This window comes from Variovorax sp. MPBD4-3 (genome assembly GCF_058809745.1).
Window position 1 is genome coordinate 12099 of record NZ_JBXASW010000028.1, and the last position, 19201, is coordinate 31299.

Below are 19201 nucleotides of genomic sequence, written 5' to 3' on the forward strand. Positions count from 1 at the left end.
CCATGACCGCCACCATCGCCAACACCACCGAACGCCACGTGGCCGCCGAGCCTTATGCCTGGCCCTACAACGGCGCGCTGCGGCCCGACAACACCGCGCTCATCGTCATCGACATGCAGACCGACTTCTGCGGCAAGGGCGGGTATGTCGACGTGATGGGCTACGACCTGTCGCTGGTGCAGGCGCCCATCGAGCCGATCGCGCGCACGCTGGCGGCGCTGCGGCCGCTGGGCTATCACATCATCCACACGCGCGAAGGCCACCGGCCCGACCTCGGCGACCTGCCGGCCAACAAGCGCTGGCGTTCGCGGCAGATCGGCGCGAACGGCGTGGGCATCGGCGACGACGGGCCGTGCGGGCGCATCCTGGTGCGCGGCGAGCCGGGCTGGGAGATCATTCCCGAGCTGGCGCCGCTGCCGGGCGAGGTGGTGATCGACAAGCCGGGCAAGGGATCGTTCTATGCGACGGACCTCGAACTGATCCTGCGTACGCGCGGCATCGAGAACATCATCCTCGCGGGCATCACCACCGACGTGTGCGTGCACACGACGATGCGTGACGCCAACGACCGAGGGTTCGAGTGCCTGCTGTTGTCGGACTGCACGGCCGCGACGGACTACGGAAATCATCTTGCGGCGCTGAAGATGATCACGATGCAGGGTGGCGTGTTCGGGGCGCATGCGACTTCGCAGGCTTTGCTGGCGGTTGTATGAGTTGCCTTTGTTCAGGGCGCTGCTCACGCCGACGGGGTGCCTTGCTCCGCGAATGTCCCCCGGGGCTTCGCCCCTCCTCCTTTATTTCGCTGCGCAAGGCACCCCGCCAGCGTGAGCATTCAGAGCCGTCGTTGATCGGCCAGCACGAGAGCCGCGCTCGATGTGCACAGGGTGCCGGGTGCTCCCCGCAGCGAAACAAAGGAGGAGCCCGAAGGGCGGGGGACATTCGCGGAGGGGAGTACCCGGTGGCCTGTGCACGCACCCCGAACATGCAAAGACGCGAAGGAAAAAACACATGAGCGCCACATCACCTAACGCAATCGGCGGCCTCCCCCCAGGCAAAGGCGCGCTCGCGCTGGACACCTACGAGCTCACCAAACGCTTCGGCGCCTTCACCGCCATGGACCGCGTGACCATGCGCGTCGAGCCCGGTACCGTGCACGCGCTGCTCGGCGAGAACGGCGCGGGAAAGAGCACCCTGGTGAAGTGCGTGGCCGGCTTCCAGCGCGCGGAGGAGGGCAGCATCCTGATCGACGGACGCGAGCAGGACATCGCCAACCCCATCGTGGCGCGCGCGCTGGGCATCGGCATGGTGTACCAGCACTTCACGCTGGCGCCGGGCATGACGGTGGCGGAAAACCTGCTGCTCGCGGGTGGCAAGACGCCGGCGCTGATCGACTGGAAGACGAAGCGCGCGGAGCTGAAGGAATTTCTTGCGACCACGCCGTTCAGCCTCGACCTCGATGTGCGCCCGGCCGAGCTTGCGGCCGGCGAGAAGCAGAAGCTCGAACTGCTCAAGCAGCTGTACCTGAAGCCGCGCCTGCTGATCCTCGACGAGCCGACCTCGGTGCTCACGCCGCAGGAGGCCGACGAGGTGCTGGGCCACGTACGCGAGTTCGCGCGCAGCGGGCTGTGCACGGTGCTCATCATCACGCACAAGTTCCGCGAGGTGATGGCGTATGCCGACAGCGTCACCGTGCTGCGGCGGGGCAAGGCGGTGCATCACTGCCGCGTGGCCGACACCAGCCCGGCGCAGCTGGCGCAGGCCATGATGGGTGGCGAGCAGGCAACGGCATCGACGCCGATCGCGAGGAAGCCCGTGCCCGCCGATGCGCCGGTTGCATTGAAGGTCGAAGGGCTCAAGGCGCAGGGTGACCGCGGCACGCTGGCGCTGCACGACCTGAGCCTGTCCGTGCGCGCGGGAGAAATCCTTGGCGTGGCCGGCGTCTCCGGCAACGGGCAGCGCGAACTTGTGGAGGCCCTCGTCGGCCAGCGTCCGCGCCTTGCGGGCAAGGTCACGGTGATGGGGCAGCCCTACGGTGCGCACCGCGCGGAGAACCGCAAGCTCAAGGTCCGCAGCCTCCCGGAAGAGCCGCTGCGCAACGCCTGTGTCGGCGACCTCAGCGTTGCCGAGAACATGGCGCTGCGTGATTTCGACCAACCGCCTTTGTCGCGCGGCGGCGTGCTGAGCTTTCCGTACTGGCGCAGCCGGGCTCGCGAATGGATCGCCGAGTACGGCGTGAAGACCCAGGGCGAGGGCGCGCCGATCCGCAGCCTTTCGGGCGGCAACGTGCAGCGCGCGGTGCTGGCGCGGGAGCTGGCCGGCGACATCAACGTGCTGATCGCCGCGAACCCCGTGTTCGGCCTCGACTTCGCGGCCGTCGCCGAAATCCACTCGCGCATCGTGCAGGTGCGCGAGAAGGGCGGGGCGGTGCTGCTGATCAGCGAAGACCTCGACGAACTGCTCGAACTGGCGGACCGCATCGTCGTGATGAGCGAAGGCCAGATCGTGTTCGAGACGCCGGCTGCCGGAGCCGAACGGCACGTGATCGGGGCGCACATGGGCGGCGGGCACCACGAGCCGTTGAAGGCAGCGGCATGAAGAAACAGCGAGCAAGCACATGCGTATAGAACAGGCAAACCCTTTCCCCTACGAGTTCGAAGTGGCCCGCACCGCGCTTGTGTTGATCGACATGCAGCGCGACTTCATCGAGCCCGGCGGCTTCGGCGAAACGCTGGGCAACGATGTCTCGCTGCTCGAAGCCATCGTCCCCGCAACCAAGGAAGCACTGCAAGCGTGGAGGCAAGCCGGTGGCCTCGTGGTGCACACACGGGAAGCGCACGCAGCGGACCTCAGCGACTGTCCTCCCGCCAAGCGCAACCGCGGCAACCCCACGCTGCGCATCGGCGACCAGGGCCCCATGGGCCGCATCCTCGTGGCCGGCGAGCCCGGCAACCAGATCATCGAAGCACTCGCCCCCATCGACGGCGAGATCGTCATCGACAAGCCCGGCAAGGGCGCGTTCTATGCCACCGGCCTGCATGAACTGCTGCAGCAGCGCGGCATCACCCACCTGCTGTTCGGCGGCGTCACGACCGAGGTCTGCGTGCAGACCAGCATGCGCGAAGCCAACGACCGTGGCTACGACAGCCTGCTGCTGGAAGACTGCACCGAAAGCTATTTCCCGGCGTTCAAGGCGGCCACGCTCGACATGGTGCGCGCCCAGGGCGGCATCGTCGGCTGGACCGCGCCGAGCGCCGCCTTGCTCGCGGTGCTGCACAGCCCGTCGTGACGCGCCTTCCTGCGACTAACATCCCCTCCGTGTCTACCGTTCGACCCAGCCCCGCCGCTCCCGCCGACCCCACCGTTTTCCGCACGCGCGCCGACGAGGTCTACGCGCAGCTCAAGCGCGACGTGGCCGACTTCATCCTCGTGCCCGGCGACCGCTTCACCGAGAACGAGATCAGCGAACGCCTGGGCGTGTCGCGCACGCCGATCCGCCAGGCGCTGTTCCGGCTGCAGCAGGAGGGATTCGTCGAAGTGCTGTTCCGCAGCGGCTGGCGCGTGCTGCCCTTCGACTTCGACCAGTTCGAGCAGCTCTACGACCTGCGCATGGTGCTGGAGACCACCGCCGTGCACCGGCTGTGCGAGACCGACCGCCACATCGACCGCGGCCTGCTGGAAACGCTGGCCGGCATCTGGCTCGTGCCGGCGGCGCAGCGCAGCGCCGACATGGCGCAGGTGGCGCAGTGGGACGAGGCCTTCCATTGCTCGCTGGTGGCAGCCGCAGGCAATGCCGAGATGGCCCGCGTGCACGGCGACGTGACCGACCGCATCCGCATCATCCGCCGGCTCGACTTCACCAAGCAGCCGCGCATCGACGCCACCTACGACGAGCACGCGAAGATATTGAAGGCCGTGCGCGCGAACCGCGGCGACCAGGCCGCGATGCTGCTGCGCGCGCACATCGAGACCAGCCAGGCCGAGGTGCGCAAGATCACGCTGCACCAGGTGCACCTGGCGCGGCACGCGGGGAAGGCCTCGGCGCCGCGCTGAGCCTGCTGCTGCAGCCTCAGTCGGCAGTGATGTTGCCGCGCTTCACCACCGCGGCCCATCGGTCCGCGTCTTTCCTGATCAACGCGCCGAACTCCGCCGGCGTCGAGCTTGCGGGCACCATGCCCTGCGATTCGAAGGACGTCGCCACCTCGGGCTGCCTGAGCACCGCCGCGATCTCCTTGTTCAGCCGCGCGACCACGTCAGGCGGCGTGCCCTTGGGTGCGAGCACGCCGTACCACATGTCCACGTTGTCGGCCGTCACGCCGGCCTCGGCCAGCGTCGGCACGTCGGGCAGCTGCGGCAGGCGCTTGCTGCTGCCGGTGGCGATGGCCTTGAGCTTGCCGACCTGGATGTGCTGCAGCGCCACATGCACCGGCAGGAACATGTAGTCGATGCGCCCGCCCAGCAGGTCGGTCACCGCGCCGGCCGTGCCCTTGTACGGCACGTGCAGCATCTCGGTGCCCGTGCCCTGCATGAACAGCGCCATCGACAGGTGGTGCGGCGTGCCCACGCCCGGCGTGGCGTACGTCAGCTTGCCGGGCGCCGCCTTGGCCGCGCTCACCATCTGCGACACGGTCGTCGCCTTCTGCACGTTCGGGTTCGTCACCAGCAGCAGCGTGCCCCACGAAGAGAGCGACACCGGCGCGAAGTCGGCCACCGGGTCGTAGCTCAGCGAGCGGTAGAGGCTGCGGTTCATGACCAGCGTGTTGACCTGCACCATCAGCGTGTAGCCGTCGGGCTTGGCGCGCGCCACGCGCTCGCTGCCGATGTTGCCGCTGGCGCCGGCCACGTTCTCGACGACCACCGGCTGGCCCAGCTTCGCGGGCAGGCGGGCCGAGAGCTGGCGTGCCACCAGGTCGATGCCGGTGCCGGGCGTGTAGGGCACCACCAGCGTGATCGGCTGGTCGGGCCAGGCGCAGGCGGCGGTGGCGCCGGCGGCCAGGAGCAGGGTGGCAAGGGTCTTCTTGATAAGCGAACGCATGGTGGTGTCTCCGTGTCTTTTTCAGTGATGCTCAAAGGTAGGAAGCGCGCGCCTTCAGGGTGACGGGGTCGTAGCCGGCCACGCGCTTGTAGTTGTCCGAGATGGCCTGCAGCTCGGCCACGGGCACGACGTCCTCGATCTTCTCGAAGCGCTTGCCGCCCGAGCGTTCGAACACTTCGCGCAGGATCGCGTCGGGCGGGTTGCTGCGGTTGGTCAGCACCACCTCGGTGGTGGCCTTGACGCGCACGCGGTCGTAGTCTTCCAGCGCGGCCGTGCCCACGCCCTGGTCCTTGAGCGCGCCTGCGAGGAAGCGCGCGTCGATGATCGCCTGCCCGGCGCCGTTGGAGCCGCGCGGCACCATCGGGTGCGCGGCGTCGCCCAGCAGCGTGAGCCGGCCGTGGGTCCAGCGCGGCAGCGGGTCCTGGTCGACCATCGGATATTCGAGGATGGTGTCGGAGGCGAGGATGAGCGCCGGCACGTCGAGCCAGTCGAAGTGCCAGTCGGCAAACGCGGGCAGGAAGTCTTCGAGCCGGCCGGCGCGGCTCCAGTCGCGCATGGCGGGCTGCGGCGCGTGGATCTCGGCGACCCAGTTCACGAGCTGGCGGCCTTCGGCGTCGATGTCGTTGCGGATCGGGTAGATCACCATCTTGCCGACCGCGAGCCAGCCCGCGCGCACCATGCTGCCGCCCGAGAGAAAGGGCTTCCAGGGCGCGGTGCCGCGCCACATGTTGATGCCCGAATAGCGCGGCGCGCCTTCGTTCGGATAGAGCTGCTTGCGCAATGCCGAGTGAATGCCGTCGCAGCCGACCGCGACCGCGCCGCGCACCGCCGGCGCGTCGGCGAAGTGCACGGTGACGCCCTCGGCGTCCTGCGTCACGCCGGTGCAGCGGTGGCCGCACACCACGCTGCCGGGGCCCAGGCGCCTGAGCGTCTCTTCATGCAGCACGGTCTGCAGGTCGCCGCGGTGGATCGAGAACTGGGGCCAGTCGTAGCCCGCGTGCTGTCCCGCCGACTCGCGAAAGACCAGCTGGCCGTGCTCGGTGAAGAACACCGCCTCCTGCGTGCGCACGCCGACCCTGTCGAGCGCGCTCAGCAGGCCGAGTTCGCTGAGCTCGCGCACCGCGTGCGGCAGCAGGTTGATGCCCACGCCCAGCGGCTTCAGCTCGGGCACGGACTCGTACACGCGGCAGGGGATGCCGGCCTGGTGCAGGCTCAGCGCCAGGGTCAGGCCGCCGATGCCGGCGCCCAGGATGATGACTTCGTTGCTCATGGTCGTTGGTGTTGGTGCGTTGTGCCTCGGCGCGCATTAGGACCGCAGTCGAACCATTTGGGAAATTTAGATGTGATATGGATTTATCATGAATCCTTATGAACCTCTCGACCCGCCAGATGCGCGCGTTCCTGCACGTGGCGCGCATCGGCAACTTCACCCGCGCGGCCGAGCAGGCGCACATCACCCAGGCCGGCCTCAGCATCCTGATCCGCGAGATGGAAAAGCAGCTCGGCTGCCGGCTGTTCGAGCGCACCACGCGCGTGGTGAGCCTCACGCCCGAAGGACGGCGGCTGCTGCCGGTGGTCGAGCGGCTCATGACCGACCTCGACGACGTGGCCGCCGAGCTGGGCGCGGCGGGCGACGCGGCGCGCCGCACGCTGCGCATAGCGGCCACGCCGCTGGTGTCGTCGCACCTGCTGCCCCAGGTGTTCTCCACCTTCCGCGCGGCGCATCCGCAAGTCAGCCTGCGGCTGTTCGACGCCGACCTGCGCGACGTGGAGGCGATGGTCGCGGCCGGCGATGCCGACATGGGCCTGGGCTTCTTCTTCAAGGCCGCCCCCGGGCTGGAGCGCACGCCCGTCGGTCGCTTCCAGCTGATGCGGGTGAGCCGCCTGGAAGACGATGCCGACGTGCCACCGGGCGTCGGCACCGCGCCGTGGTCGTCCTTGCGCGGCGCGGAACTGGTCGGCCTGCCGCCCGGCAACCCGATCCAGAAGGTGATCGACCAGCACCTGGCCACCATCGGCCGCGCCGACGCGCAGCGGCCCGCGTTCAACTTCTTCGGCACGCTGATCTCGATGGTCGAGGCCGGCTTCGGCACCGCCGTGATGCCGACCTTCGCGCTCGCGGCCTGCCGCCGCCACCGCGTGCGCACCGACGTGCTGGCCAAGCCGAAGGTGGGGCTCGACTTCTACCGCATCACCAAGCGCGGCGCGCACGAGACCGAAGCCATGCAGGCCTTCGTCGCCACGCTGGTGAAGGCGCTGCCCGAGTTGTCGCGCTGAGCGGTATGGGCCGGCTTACAGCGTGAAGTCGTACTCCACCGTGATCGGCGCATGGTCCGAGAACTTCACGGTCTTGTAGATCTGCTCGGTGCGTGCCAGCGCGCCGATGGCCGGCGTGGCCAGGTGGTAGTCCAGCCGCCATCCCACGTTGTTCGCGTAGGCCTGGCCGCGGTTGCTCCACCAGGTGTAGGCCTCGTCGGTGGTGTCGGGCTTGAGCTTGCGGTACACGTCGACCAGGCCCGCGCCTTCGGTGCCGGTGTCGAGCAGGCGCGTCATCCAGGCGCGCTCCTCGGGCAGGAAGCCGCTGTTCTTCTGGTTGCCGCGCCAGTTCTTCAGGTCGATCTGCTGGTGGGCGATGTTGATGTCGCCGCACAGGACGAACTCGCGCTCCTTCTTGAGCGCCACCAGGTGCGGGAAGAAGCCCTTGAGGAAGCGGAACTTGGCCTCCTGCCGTTCCTCGCCCGAGCTGCCGCTCGGGAAGTAGCAGCTGATGACCGAGAACTTGCGCCCGGGCGTGTCGAAGCGCAGTTCCAGGTAGCGGCCCTCGGCGTCGAACTCGGCGTCGCCCCAGCCCACCACGACCTGGCTCGGAGCGTGCTTGGTGTAGATGGCAGTGCCGGCGTACCCCTTTTTCTCGGCGAAGTGGAAGTGGCCCTTCAGGCCCGCCATCTCCTCGAAGCGGCCTTCCACGTCGCTGGCCTGGACGCGGATCTCCTGCATGCAAATACAATCCGGCGCAAGTTCGGCCACCCAGTCGGCCACGCCTTTGGTAGCGGCCGAACGCAGGCCATTGAGATTGAGACTGGTCAGTTTGAACACAAGGAAATTCCGATGGCTGTAGATAGTCAGAAAAGCAGCGCGGTCGCACAGGACTTCGTCCAGTTCGCGTTGGATGCCGGCGTGCTGCGTTTTGGCGAATTCAAGACCAAAGCCGGCCGAATGAGTCCTTACTTCTTCAATTCGGGACTCTTCGACGACGGCGGCAAGATCGCCCGTCTCGCGGGATTCTATGCAGACCGACTGATCGAGAGCGGGCTCGAATTCGACATGATCTTCGGCCCCGCCTACAAGGGCATTCCGCTGGGCGCCACGGTGGCCGCCGAGCTGGCCCGCCGGGGCCGCAACTACCCCTTTGCCTACAACCGCAAGGAAGCCAAGGCGCACGGCGAAGGCGGCAACCTGGTCGGCGCGCCGCTCAAGGGCCGCGTGCTGATCGTCGACGACGTGATGTCGGCCGGCACGGCAGTGCGCGAATCCATCGCCGCCATCCAGGCCGCCGGCGCCACGCCGCATGCCGTGGCCATCGCGCTCGACCGCCAGGAGAAAGCCACGGAGAACGGCGTCGACGTGGACCACAGCGCCGTGCAGTACGTGCGCAACCAGCTCGGCCTGGCGGTGATCGCCATCGCCACGCTGGACGACCTGCTGAGCTATCTGTCGGGCAGCGCGGCGGCCGACCTGGGCACGCATCGCGAACGCGTGCTGGCCTACCGCACGCGCTACGGCGCGAGCTGAGGCGTACAGCCGATGCACGACGCACGCGACAACGGCAAGCCGATTCGCCTGCTGGCGGCGGCATCGATCATGGCGGCCTCGGGCTTCTGCGGGGCGTTGCATGCGCAATCGCAGAAACCGGAAGGCGCCTCTCCCGGCATCTTCACCTGTACCGACGCCCGCGGCCGCACGCTGACCGCCGACCGGCCCATTGCCGAATGCAGCGACCGCGAGCAGCGTGAGCTCAACCCGAGCGGCTCCGTCCGCCGCAAGGTCGAGCCGACGTACACGGCGCGCGAGCTGCAGGAGCGCGAAGACCGCGCCCGCGAAGCCGCCATCCAGGCCGCCCGCCTGACTGACGAGCGCCGGCGCGAGCGGGCCTTGCTGGTGCGCTATCCGAATGCCGCCACGCACGACCGCGAACGCGCCGAGGCGCTGGCGCAGATCGATGCGGTGACGCAGGCGGCGCGCAAGCGCATCGCCGAGCTGGCCGAGGACCGCCGCAAGATCGACGAGGAGATGGAGTTCTACAAGCATGACCCGGGCAAGGCGCCCGGCTCGGTGCGGCGCAGGCTCGATGACAACACGCAGAGCGTGGCGGTGCAGAACCGCTTCATCGGCGAGCAGGAAGAAGAGAAGAAGCGGGTGAATGCGCGCTTCGACGAAGAGCGCGCGCGCCTCAAGCTGCTCTGGTCGCCCCAGAACGGCGGCAACAACCGCTGAAGCAACCGGGGCCTTGCGCAAGGCCCCGGCTTCATTCGATCAGGCCAGCTTGGCCTTCAGCAGTTCGGTGACCTGCGCAGGGTTCGCCTTGCCGCCGCTGGCCTTCATGACCTGGCCCACGAGGGCGTTGAGCGCCTTCTCCTTGCCGCCGCGGTATTCCTCGACGTTCTTGGCGTTCTTCGCGATCACCTCGTCGAGGATCTTGTCGAGCGCGCCAGTGTCGTTCATCGGCTTCAGGTCTTTCGCCTCGATGATGGCGTCGACATCGCTGCCTTCGCCGGTCCACAGCGCGTCGAACACCTGGCGCGCGGCGTTGTTGGGCAGCGTGCCGTCGGCGATGCGCTTGACCAGCTGGGCCAGTTGCTGCGCCTTCACCGGCGCGGCCTCGATGCCGATTTCGGCGGCATTCAGGCGGCGCGCCATTTCGCCGGTGATCCAGTTGCTCGCGAGCTTGGGCGTGGCGCCCGCGTTCACGGCTTCGTCGAAGTAGCCGGCGAGCGCGGCGCTCTGCGTGAGCTGGGCGGCGTCGTATTCCGACAGGCCGTGGTCGCGCACATAGCGCTCTGCCATCGCGCGCGGCAGTTCGGGCATGGTGGCCTTCACGCGCTCGATCCAGTCGGCGGCAATCACCAGCGGCGGCAGGTCGGGGTCGGGAAAGTAGCGGTAGTCGGCCGAGTCTTCCTTGGCGCGCATGGCGCGCGTCTCGCCGGTGTCGGGGTCGAACAGCACGGTGGCCTGCTCGATCGCGCGGCCGTCCTCGATCTCCTCGATCTGCCAGCGGATCTCGTAGTCGATCGCCTGCTGCATGAACTTGAAGCTGTTCAGGTTCTTGATCTCGCGGCGCGTGCCGAGCTTGTCGCCGGGGCGGCGCACCGACACGTTGGCGTCGCAGCGGAAGCTGCCTTCCTGCATGTTGCCGTCGCAGATGCCGATCCAGGTGACGATCTTGTGCAGTTCCTTCGCATAGGCCACGGCCTCGGCGGTGGAGCGCATGTCGGGCTCGGTCACGATCTCCAGCAGGGGCGTGCCGGCGCGGTTCAGGTCGATGCCGCTCTGGCCGACGAAGTCTTCATGCAGCGACTTGCCCGCGTCTTCCTCGAGGTGGGCGCGCACCAGGCGCACCGTCTTCTGCTCTTCGCCCACGAAGAACGACACCGAGCCGCCCTGCACTACGGGGATCTCGAACTGGCTGATCTGGTAGCCCTTGGGCAGGTCGGGGTAGAAGTAGTTCTTGCGCGCGAACACGCTGCGCGGCGCGATGTGCGAGCCCAGCGCCAGGCCGAGCTTGATGGCGCGCTCGACCGCGCCCTTGTTCATCACGGGCAGCGTGCCGGGCAGCGCGAGGTCGACTGCGCAGGCCTGCGTGTTGGGCTCTGCGCCGAAAGCGGTGGAGGCGCGGCTGAAGATCTTGCTCGCGGTGGAAAGCTGCGCATGGGTCTCGAAGCCGATGATGACTTCATAGCCGCGCACCAGCGGGCCGGTCGGGCGGCCCTGTTGTTGTGCTTCGAAGGTGTTCACTGTCTCGCTCATTTCAGAAGCCCTCCGGCGTGCGCGAATGCCAGTCGGTGGCCTGCTGGAAGCGGTGCGCTGCATTCAGCAGCTTCGCTTCGCCGAAGTAGTTGCCGATCAGCTGCAGGCCCACCGGCATGCCGCCGTCGAAGCCCGCGGGCACGCTCATGCCGGGCAGTCCGGCCAGCGATGCGGGCAGCGTGAAGATGTCGGCGAGGTAGTCGGCCACGGGGTCTCCGCCGTGTTCGCCGAGCTTCCATGCGGTGGTGGGCGCGGCGGGGCCGGCGATCACGTCGCACTGCTTGAAAGCCTGCTGGAAGTCGTCGGCGATCATGCGGCGCACCTTCTGCGCCTGCAGGTAGTAGGCGTCGTAGTAGCCGTGCGACAGCACGTAGGTGCCGATCATGATGCGGCGCTTGACTTCGTCGCCGAAGCCTTCGGCGCGCGTGCGCTCGTACATCTGAGTGAGCGCGCTCTTCTTGCTCGCGGGGTCGATGAAGTCCTTGGCGCGATGGCCGAACTTCACGCCGTCGAAGCGGCTCAGGTTGCTCGAGGCCTCGGCCGCGGCAATGATGTAGTACACGGGGATCGACAGCTCGGTGCGCGGCAGCGTCACCTCGACGCGCCTGGCGCCGAGCTTCTCGTACTGCGCGAGCGCCGCGTCGATGGCCGCGCGCACGCCGGGCGCCACGCCTTCGCCGAAGAACTCCTTTGGCACGCCGATGCGCAGGCCTTCGAGCGAGTCGTTCAGCGAGCGGGCGAAGTTCTCGGCGGGCTTGTCGAGCGAGGTGGAATCGCGGTCGAGGTCGGGGCCGCAGAATGCCGACAGCAGCAGCGCGCAGTCTTCGGCCGAGCGGGCCATCGGGCCGGCCTGGTCGAGGCTGGACGCAAAAGCCACCATGCCGTAGCGCGAGGCGCGGCCGTAGGTGGGCTTGATGCCGGTCACGCCGCAGAACGACGCCGGCTGGCGGATCGAGCCGCCGGTGTCGGTGCCGGTGGCCGCGGGGGCCAGGCGCGCCGCCACGGCAGCCGCGCTGGCGCCCGAGGAGCCGCCCGGAATGCGCTCGCGGTTCCAGGGGTTCTGCACGGGCACGGCCTTGTCGTGGCCCACGGCGGGCACGGCGATGTTCTCGTTGGCCGAGCCCATCGCGAATTCGTCGCAGCTCAGCTTGCCGAGCGTGACCGCGCCGGCCTCGGCCAGGCGCTTGACCACGGTCGCGTCGAAGGGCGAGCGGTAGCCCGCGAGCATCTTCGAGCCGGCGGTGGTGGCGAAATCGGTGGTGACGAAGATGTCCTTGTGCGCAATGGGCACGCCGGCCAGCGCCGGGGCATTGCCGGCGGCGATGAGCGCGTCGGCGGCGCGGGCCTGGGCCAGCGTGACTTCTTCGTTGACGTCGACGAAGGTGCCGAGCGATTCATGGGCCTTCATGCGGCCGAGGAATGCCTGGGAGGCCTCGACGGCCGAAACCTTGCGGTCGGCCAGCGCCCGGGCCAGCGCGACCACGCCCATCTGGTGCAGTTCGGGGTTGCTGCTCGTCATTCGATCACCTTGGGCACGAGGAACAGGCCGGCCTCGACGGCCGGGGCGCTCTTCTGGTTGGCTTCGCGATTGTTGGGCTCGCTCGCCACGTCGTCACGAAGGCGCAGCGTGATGTCTTCGATGGCCGCCACGGGGTGGGCCAGCGGCTCGACGCCGGAGGTGTCCACCGAACGCATGCGTTCGACGACGTCGAAAAAGCCGTTGAGCTGGCTGAGCATGCGCTCGCTTTCGTCGGGAGCAAGCTGCAGCCTCGCCAGAGAGGCGATGCGCGCAATATCGGAAGCGGAAAGTGCCATAGGGTCGGAACGCTAAAAAAAGCAGGGGGAATCGCACCGCGAAGCCGGTGCTAATACGGGAATCAGAGGGGATTCGGTTATTATCCCGCCTTTGCCGCAACCCCCGCGAACGCGCCGGCTTTTGCGCCAAAAACGATCAATTCACCCCGTCAAACGACCCAAAAAATAGAGCGACGACCTGCCGATGCGCAGGCCGTGCTCAGAGGATTCCGCACATGTTTGGAGCTTTCCGTCGGTACTTTTCCACCGACCTTGCGATCGACCTCGGCACCGCCAACACCCTGATATTCGCCCGCAACAAGGGCATCGTGCTGGACGAACCGTCCGTCGTGGCGATCCGCCATGAAGGCGGCCCCCACGGCAAGAAGGTGATCCAGGCCGTCGGCCGCGAAGCCAAGGCCATGCTGGGCAAGGTGCCCGGCAACATCGAGGCGATCCGCCCGATGAAGGACGGCGTCATTGCCGACTTCGTGATCACCGAGCAGATGATCAAGCAGTTCATCAAGATGGTGCACCCGCGCACGCTGCTCACGCCGAGCCCGCGCATCATCATCTGCGTGCCCTGCGGCTCCACCCAGGTCGAGCGCCGCGCCATCAAGGACGCGGCAGAGGCGGCAGGCGCCACCTCCGTCTACCTCATCGAGGAACCCATGGCCGCGGCCATCGGCGCCGGCCTCCCCGTCAGCGAAGCCTCGGGCTCGATGGTGGTGGACATCGGCGGCGGCACCACCGAAGTGGGCGTCATCTCGCTGGGCGGCATGGTCTACAAGGGCTCCGTGCGCGTGGGCGGCGACCGCTTCGACGAAGCCATCATCAACTACATCCGCCGCAACTACGGCATGCTGATCGGCGAGCCGACGGCCGAAGTCATCAAGAAGAACATCGGCTCGGCCTTCCCGGGCTCCGAAGTCAAGGAAATGGAAGTCAAGGGCCGCAACCTGTCCGAAGGCGTGCCGCGCAGCTTCACCATCAGCAGCAACGAAGTGCTGGAAGCCCTGACCGATCCGCTCAACAACATCGTCTCGGCCGTGAAGAACGCGCTCGAACAGACGCCGCCCGAACTGGGCGCCGACATCGCCGAGCGCGGCATGATGCTGACCGGCGGCGGCGCGCTGCTGCGCGACCTCGACCGCCTGCTGGCCGAGGAAACCGGCCTGCCGGTGCTGGTGGCCGAAGACCCGCTGACCTGCGTGGTGCGCGGCTGCGGCATCGCGCTGGAGCGCATGGACCGCCTGGGCAGCATTTTCACGAGCGAATAATCGAGGCACACCCCCAGGCTTCGCGCACTTCGTGTCGCTGCGCCAACCCCCTTGCAGGGGGCAATACCGGCGGCCCGGCGAAGCCGGTTCCGCGGTATTTCTGGCATCGTGATGTGTTAATTTCTTGTGCCGTAACTCGCGCATGGCGCGGTGAAAACTAGGCCGAATTCATGCCCCTGGGCACGCTCGATCGCACAGCGCCACCCCTGTTCAACCAGGGGCAGTCGGCACTCAGCAAGCTGATCTTCTTCGGCGCGCTGGCCTTGTTCCTCATGGTGGCCGACGCACGCTTCCACATCGTGCAGCCCATCCGCGCGGGCATCGGCGCGGTGCTGTACCCGGTGCAATGGGTGGCGCTCAAGCCGGTGCAGGCCCTGCTGGGCGGCGGCCGCTACCTCGAAGACCTGCAGACCGCCCAGCGCAACGAGGCCGACGCCCGCAAGGCGCTCATGATGCAGGCCGAGCGCGCCGCGCAGGCCGACACGCTGGCCCAGGACAACGCCCGCCTGCGCGAGCTTCTCGAGTTGCGCCAGGCCACGACCACGCCGGGCCGCGCGGCCGAGGTGATGTACGACGCGGCCGACCCCTACACCCGCAAGATCGTGATCGACCAGGGCATGACCCAGGGCGTGGTGGCCGGCTCGCCGGTGATCGACGCGCGCGGCGTGCTGGGCCAGGTCACGCAGGTGCTGCCCTTCACGAGCGAGGTCACGCTGGTGATCGACCGCGACCTGGCCATTCCCGTGCAGAACACCCGCACCGGCGTGCGGAGCGTGGCTTTCGGCGATGCGTCGGCCCACGGCGGCGGCCTGGAGCTGCGTTTCATGGCTGCCAATGCCGACCTGCAGGAGGGCGATTTGCTCTCCACCAGCGGCGTCGACGGCATCTACCCCACCGGCCTGCCGGTCGCGAAGATCGAACGCATCGAGCGCCGCGCCGATTCGGCCTTCGCCCGCATCTACTGCGTGCCGCTGGCCCATGTGACGGCCGCGCGCTACGTGCTGGTGCTCGAGCCCACCGGCGCGCCCACCGCGCCGCCGCCGGCGCCGCCCGCCACCACCCAGCGCAAGCGGCCGGAAGGCAAGCCCGGCGCGGGCAAGAACGAAAAGAAGCCGGGAGAACGTCGATGATCAAGCGTCCCGGCCAGCAGCAGCTCCTGCTGCCCGTCAGCCCCTTCTTCATGTGGACCAGCCTGGTGGTGGCGCTGCTCGTCAACATGGTGCCGATCGGCCGCGCCGTCTGGATGCCCGACCTGCTGGCGCTGGTGATCGTGTTCTGGGGCGTGCACCAGCCCGCCCGCGTGGGCATCGGCGCGGCCTTCGTCTTCGGCCTGTGCATGGACGTGCACCAGTCGTCCATGCTCGGCCAGCATGCGCTGTCCTACACCACGCTGGGCTTCTTCGCGATCACCATCCACCGGCGCCTGCTCTGGTATCCGGTGCTGTCGCAGGCGCTGCAGGTGCTGCCGCTCTTTGCGTTGTCGCAGCTGATCGAGGTCGTCACGCGGATGATCGGCGGCGGCGTGTTTCCGGGTTGGACGGTGCTGATCTCCCCGGCCATCGAGGCCGCGCTCTGGCCCCTGGCCACCGCACTGTTACTTGCCCCGCAGCGCCGCACCCCGGAACCCGACGAGAACCGCCCGCTATGAGTTCGCCCCCAGGCTCCGCGCACTTCGTGTCGCTTCGCCAACCCCCTCGCCGGGGGCAACACCGGCGGCCGGGCAAAGCCCGTTCCGCGGTGTTCCCCAGTCAATCCGTCCTGCTTTCGTGCGGCATTCGGCTCCCATTTGCCATCGCACCTGCGCGCGCCTAAGCTCCCACCGCCATGACCGAAATCCGCAACGTCGTCGCCGACCTCGCGCGCTTCAAGCGCCGGGTGATCGTCATCGGGCTGGCGGTGCTGTTCGCCTTCGGGCTGCTGTGCGCGCGGCTGGTGTACCTGCAGGTCACGCGCCACGAAGACCTGGCCGAGCAGGCCGAGAGCAACCGCACGGCGGTGGTGCCGGTGGTGCCGAACCGGGGCCTGATCCTCGACCGCAACGGCATCGTGCTGGCCTCCAACTATTCGGCCTACACGCTGGAGATCACGCCTTCCAAGGTCAACGACGTCGAGGAAACCATCGACAGCCTGACCCAGGTGCTCGAAGTGTCGCCACGCGACCGCCGCCGCTTCAAGCGCCTGCGCGAAGACTCGCGCAGCTTCGATTCCATCCCCATCCGCACCCGCCTGAGCGATGAAGAGGTGGCGCGCTTCGCGGCCCAGCGCTACCGCTTCCCGGGCGTGGAAATCAAGGCGCGGCTGTTCCGCAACTACCCGCAGGGCGAGCTGGCCTCGCACGTGCTCGGCTACATCGGCCGCATCAACCAGCGCGAGAAGACCGCGATGGAAGACTGGGACGAGGAAGAGCAGGCCAACTACAAGGGCACCGACTACATCGGCAAGCTCGGCATCGAGCAGAGCTACGAAAAGACGCTGCACGGCCAGACCGGCGTCGAGCAGATGGAAACCTCCGCCGGCGGGCGCGCCGTGCGCCGCCTGGCCAGCCATCCGGCCACGCCGGGCAACACCGTGATGCTGTCGCTCGACATCAAGCTGCAGAAGCTGATCGAGGACATGTACGGCGACCGCCGCGGCGCGGTGGTGGCCATCGACCCCAAGACCGGCGAGGTGCTGGCCTTCGTGAGCAAGCCCACCTTCGACCCCAACCTGTTCGTCGAAGGCATCGACAACGAGAGCTGGGCGGCGCTGACCGAATCCATCGACAAGCCGCTGCTGAATCGCGCCCTGCGCGGCACCTACCCGCCCGGCTCCACCTACAAGCCCTTCATGGCGCTGGCGGCGCTGCAGACCGGCAAGCGCGGCCCCAGCGTGGTGGTGAACGACCCCGGCTACTTCAACTTCGGCGGCCACCGCTTCGGCAGCCCCGAAGGCAACCTGGGCGGCGTCGACATGCGCCGCGCGATCCAGCTGTCGAGCAACATCTATTTCTACTCGCTGGCCAACGAGATGGGCGTGGACCTGATCCACGACTCCATGAAGCCGCTGGGCTTCGGCCAGATCACCGGCATCGACCTGGGCGGCGAAGTGCGCGGCGTGCTGCCGAGCACCGAGTGGAAGCGCAACGCCTACAAGCGCCCCGAGGCCAAGAAGTGGTATGCGGGCGAGACCATCTCGCTGGGCATCGGGCAGGGCTACAACAACTTCACGATGCTGCAGCTGGCGCAGGCCACGGCCATCGTGGCGGACGGCGGCCTCAAGCACAAGCCGCACCTCGTGCTGGCCACGCGCAACACGGTGAGCGGGCAGGTGGTGCCGATGCCGCAGCCGCCGGCGGAAAACCTCGGCTACACGGCGTCGGCCATCTCGGTGATCCGCGAGGGCCTGACCAGCGTGGTCACCAGCGGTACGGCGCGTGGCGTGTTCGCGGGCGCGGCCTACCAGGCGGCGGGCAAGACGGGCACTGCGCAGGCCGTGACGCAGGCCCAGAACACCAAGTACAACGCCCGCGCGCTCGAAGAGCACCAGCGGGACCACGCTTTGTTCATGGGCTTCGCGCCGGTGAACGACCCGAAGATCGCCATTGCAGTGATCGTCGAGAACGCGGGCTGGGGCGCGGGCGCCGCGGCGCCCATCGCGCGCCGGGTGTTCGACTACTGGCTCGCCAACCAGTACCCCAGCGAGGCCGACCTGGCGGCCATCAAGATCGGCAAGGCGACCGCGCCGATCGGCAAGCCGCGCGTGGCCAGCGAAGTGGCATGGCCGGCCGCGGCAACGACGACGCCCGCCACCGCGCCCTGAGCAATCAGACCACCGTGCCGCTGACTTCGCCCAGGCCGATGCGTATGGCGCCGGCGCGTTCGCAGTAGCCGCGGATCACCAGCGTGTCGCCGTCTTCCAGGAACGTGCGCTTCTCGCCGTTCGCCAGCGTGATCGGCTGCTTGCCGCCCAGCGTCAGCTCGATCAGCGAGCCCGCCTCGCCGGGGCCGGAGCCCGACAGCGTGCCCGAACCCAGCAGGTCGCCCGGCTGCAGGTTGCAGCCGTTTACCGTGTGGTGCGCGATGAGCTGCGCGGCCGTCCAGTAGGCGGCTTGGGTGGTGTTGCTGCGCGTGAGGCGCACGGGCGCCTCGCCGGCCGCGCGCATCTTCGCGGTCTGCAGCAGCACTTCGAGCGTGATGTCGAGCGCGCCGCTTTCGCGGTTGGCGGGCGAGTCGAGGTAGGGCAGCGGCTGCGGATCGCCGGCGGGCCGCTCGAACTTCGCGCGGAACGGCGCCAGCGCCTCGGCCGTCACGATCCACGGCGACAGCGTGCTCGCGAAGTTCTTCGACAGGAAGGGGCCGAGCGGCTGGTATTCCCAGGCCTGGATGTCGCGCGCCGACCAGTCGTTGAGCAGCGTCACGCCGAACAGGTGGTCTTCCGCCTCGCCGATGGCGATCGGCTCGCCCTGCGCATTGCCCTGGCCGACCAGGAAGCCCAGCTCCAGTTCGTAGTCCAGCCGCTTGCAAGGGCCGAAGCTCGGCGTCTCCGCGTCCGGTGCCTTGGTCTGGCCCTGCGGGCGCTTGAAGCTCTGGCCGCTGATGCCGATCGACGAGGCGCGGCCGTGATAGCCGATGGGCACCCACTTGTAGTTGGGCATCAGCGGCTGGTCGGGGCGGAACAGCTTGCCGATGGTGGTCGCGTGGTGGATGCCGGTGTAGAAGTCGGTGTAGTCGCCGATGCGGCATGGCACCGTCATCTCGGCCTTGGCCTGCGCCAGCAGCGCCTTCGACCATGCGGCCTGCTTGTCGCTGCCTTCGGCCAGGCCGGCCGAGATGGCGGCGCGAAGGGCCTGGCGGTCCTTCACGCTGGCGTTCATCAGCACGTTCATGTCGTCGGTGTCGACGAGGCCGGTGGCGCGCAGGTCCAGCACCTGGTCGCCGATGGCGACGCCGATGCGGAAGGCCTCGCTGCTGCCCGCGGCGCGGAAGCGGCCGAAGGGCAGGTTCTGGATGGGGAAGTCGTTGCCGGCCTCGTTGGCCGAGGCGACCCAGCTGCGCAGCTTCGGGTCATGGGTGGCGTTCAGTGCGGTCATGGA

General features: G+C 68.3%; 18 protein-coding genes. 11 read left to right on the top strand and 7 right to left on the bottom strand.

The window, feature by feature from the left end:
* Positions 1–2 precede the first annotated feature (2 nt).
* The 4 genes from biuH (at position 3) to AC1RVW_RS17285 (ending at position 4050) form a co-directional block, all read left to right on the top strand.
* Positions 3–713 carry a biuret amidohydrolase gene (gene biuH / locus AC1RVW_RS17270; RefSeq protein ID WP_081268422.1) on the top strand — a complete coding sequence of 237 codons (711 nt, stop codon included), beginning with the start codon at positions 3–5 and terminating at the stop codon, positions 711–713.
* Between the two features lie 295 nt (positions 714–1008).
* Positions 1009–2595: an ABC transporter ATP-binding protein gene (locus AC1RVW_RS17275; RefSeq protein WP_493201341.1), complete on the top strand. Its 1587-nt coding sequence runs from the start codon at positions 1009–1011 to the stop codon at positions 2593–2595.
* Between the two features lie 19 nt (positions 2596–2614).
* Complete coding sequence (locus AC1RVW_RS17280; protein WP_493201343.1) at positions 2615–3286, top strand: cysteine hydrolase family protein; 672 nt, start codon at positions 2615–2617, stop codon at positions 3284–3286.
* A gap of 29 nt (positions 3287–3315) precedes the next feature.
* Entirely contained in the window at positions 3316–4050 is a 735-nt protein-coding gene (locus AC1RVW_RS17285) for a GntR family transcriptional regulator (RefSeq protein ID WP_199851863.1), read from the top strand.
* Between the two features lie 16 nt (positions 4051–4066).
* Here the strand turns inward: AC1RVW_RS17285 and AC1RVW_RS17290 are convergent, their stop codons facing one another.
* Together AC1RVW_RS17290 and AC1RVW_RS17295 are read right to left on the bottom strand one after the other, a co-directional pair.
* Positions 4067–5032 carry a tripartite tricarboxylate transporter substrate binding protein gene (locus AC1RVW_RS17290; RefSeq protein WP_493201345.1) on the bottom strand — a complete coding sequence of 322 codons (966 nt, stop codon included), beginning with the start codon at positions 5030–5032 and terminating at the stop codon, positions 4067–4069.
* A 31-nt stretch (positions 5033–5063) separates the two neighbouring features.
* Positions 5064–6302, bottom strand: coding sequence for a flavin-dependent oxidoreductase (locus tag AC1RVW_RS17295; RefSeq protein WP_493201347.1), 1239 nt, complete (start codon positions 6300–6302; stop codon positions 5064–5066).
* A 98-nt stretch (positions 6303–6400) separates the two neighbouring features.
* Between AC1RVW_RS17295 and AC1RVW_RS17300 the strand changes: the two genes are divergently transcribed.
* Positions 6401–7309 (top strand): LysR family transcriptional regulator, encoded by a 909-nt coding sequence (locus AC1RVW_RS17300; protein ID WP_493201349.1) that lies wholly within the window; start codon positions 6401–6403, stop codon positions 7307–7309.
* 15 nt (positions 7310–7324) lie between these two features.
* On the opposite strand, the gene AC1RVW_RS17305 is transcribed toward AC1RVW_RS17300, so the two are convergent.
* Positions 7325–8128, bottom strand: coding sequence for an exodeoxyribonuclease III (locus tag AC1RVW_RS17305; protein ID WP_081266991.1), 804 nt, complete (start codon positions 8126–8128; stop codon positions 7325–7327).
* Between the two features lie 12 nt (positions 8129–8140).
* Between AC1RVW_RS17305 and pyrE the strand changes: the two genes are divergently transcribed.
* Both pyrE and AC1RVW_RS17315 read left to right on the top strand, forming a co-directional pair.
* On the top strand, positions 8141–8824 hold the full coding sequence (pyrE, locus tag AC1RVW_RS17310) for an orotate phosphoribosyltransferase (protein WP_081266990.1): 684 nt from the start codon (positions 8141–8143) through the stop codon (positions 8822–8824).
* A gap of 12 nt (positions 8825–8836) precedes the next feature.
* A complete protein-coding gene (locus tag AC1RVW_RS17315; RefSeq protein ID WP_106936067.1) occupies positions 8837–9526 on the top strand; it encodes a DUF4124 domain-containing protein in 690 nt (229 codons plus the stop codon).
* A gap of 39 nt (positions 9527–9565) precedes the next feature.
* On the opposite strand, the gene gatB is transcribed toward AC1RVW_RS17315, so the two are convergent.
* Genes gatB through gatC form a run of 3 tightly spaced genes read right to left on the bottom strand, consistent with a single transcriptional unit; the run spans position 9566 to position 12871 of the window.
* Positions 9566–11056: an Asp-tRNA(Asn)/Glu-tRNA(Gln) amidotransferase subunit GatB gene (gene gatB, locus AC1RVW_RS17320; RefSeq protein ID WP_493201352.1), complete on the bottom strand. Its 1491-nt coding sequence runs from the start codon at positions 11054–11056 to the stop codon at positions 9566–9568.
* A gap of 1 nt (position 11057) precedes the next feature.
* Entirely contained in the window at positions 11058–12575 is a 1518-nt protein-coding gene (gene gatA / locus AC1RVW_RS17325) for an Asp-tRNA(Asn)/Glu-tRNA(Gln) amidotransferase subunit GatA (RefSeq protein WP_493201354.1), read from the bottom strand.
* Positions 12572–12871 (bottom strand): Asp-tRNA(Asn)/Glu-tRNA(Gln) amidotransferase subunit GatC, encoded by a 300-nt coding sequence (gene gatC / locus AC1RVW_RS17330; protein ID WP_081266987.1) that lies wholly within the window; start codon positions 12869–12871, stop codon positions 12572–12574. Before gatC ends, gatA begins: the two co-directional genes overlap by 4 nt.
* A 215-nt stretch (positions 12872–13086) precedes the next feature.
* Between gatC and AC1RVW_RS17335 the strand changes: the two genes are divergently transcribed.
* From AC1RVW_RS17335 to mrdA, 4 genes are all read left to right on the top strand, one after another.
* Positions 13087–14130: a rod shape-determining protein gene (locus tag AC1RVW_RS17335; protein ID WP_007833435.1), complete on the top strand. Its 1044-nt coding sequence runs from the start codon at positions 13087–13089 to the stop codon at positions 14128–14130.
* Positions 14131–14300: 170 nt separating this feature from the next.
* Positions 14301–15260 carry a rod shape-determining protein MreC gene (gene mreC, locus AC1RVW_RS17340; RefSeq protein ID WP_493201358.1) on the top strand — a complete coding sequence of 320 codons (960 nt, stop codon included), beginning with the start codon at positions 14301–14303 and terminating at the stop codon, positions 15258–15260.
* Positions 15257–15778 (top strand): rod shape-determining protein MreD, encoded by a 522-nt coding sequence (gene mreD / locus AC1RVW_RS17345; RefSeq protein WP_081266985.1) that lies wholly within the window; start codon positions 15257–15259, stop codon positions 15776–15778. The genes mreC and mreD overlap by 4 nt, the downstream gene beginning before the upstream one ends.
* A 176-nt stretch (positions 15779–15954) precedes the next feature.
* Positions 15955–17928, top strand: coding sequence for a penicillin-binding protein 2 (mrdA, locus tag AC1RVW_RS17350; protein WP_493201361.1), 1974 nt, complete (start codon positions 15955–15957; stop codon positions 17926–17928).
* Positions 17929–17932: 4 nt separating this feature from the next.
* Here mrdA and fahA read toward each other — a convergent pair whose 3' ends face one another.
* Positions 17933–19198 (bottom strand): fumarylacetoacetase, encoded by a 1266-nt coding sequence (gene fahA / locus AC1RVW_RS17355; protein ID WP_493201363.1) that lies wholly within the window; start codon positions 19196–19198, stop codon positions 17933–17935.
* Between the last annotated feature and the right edge of the window lie 3 nt (positions 19199–19201).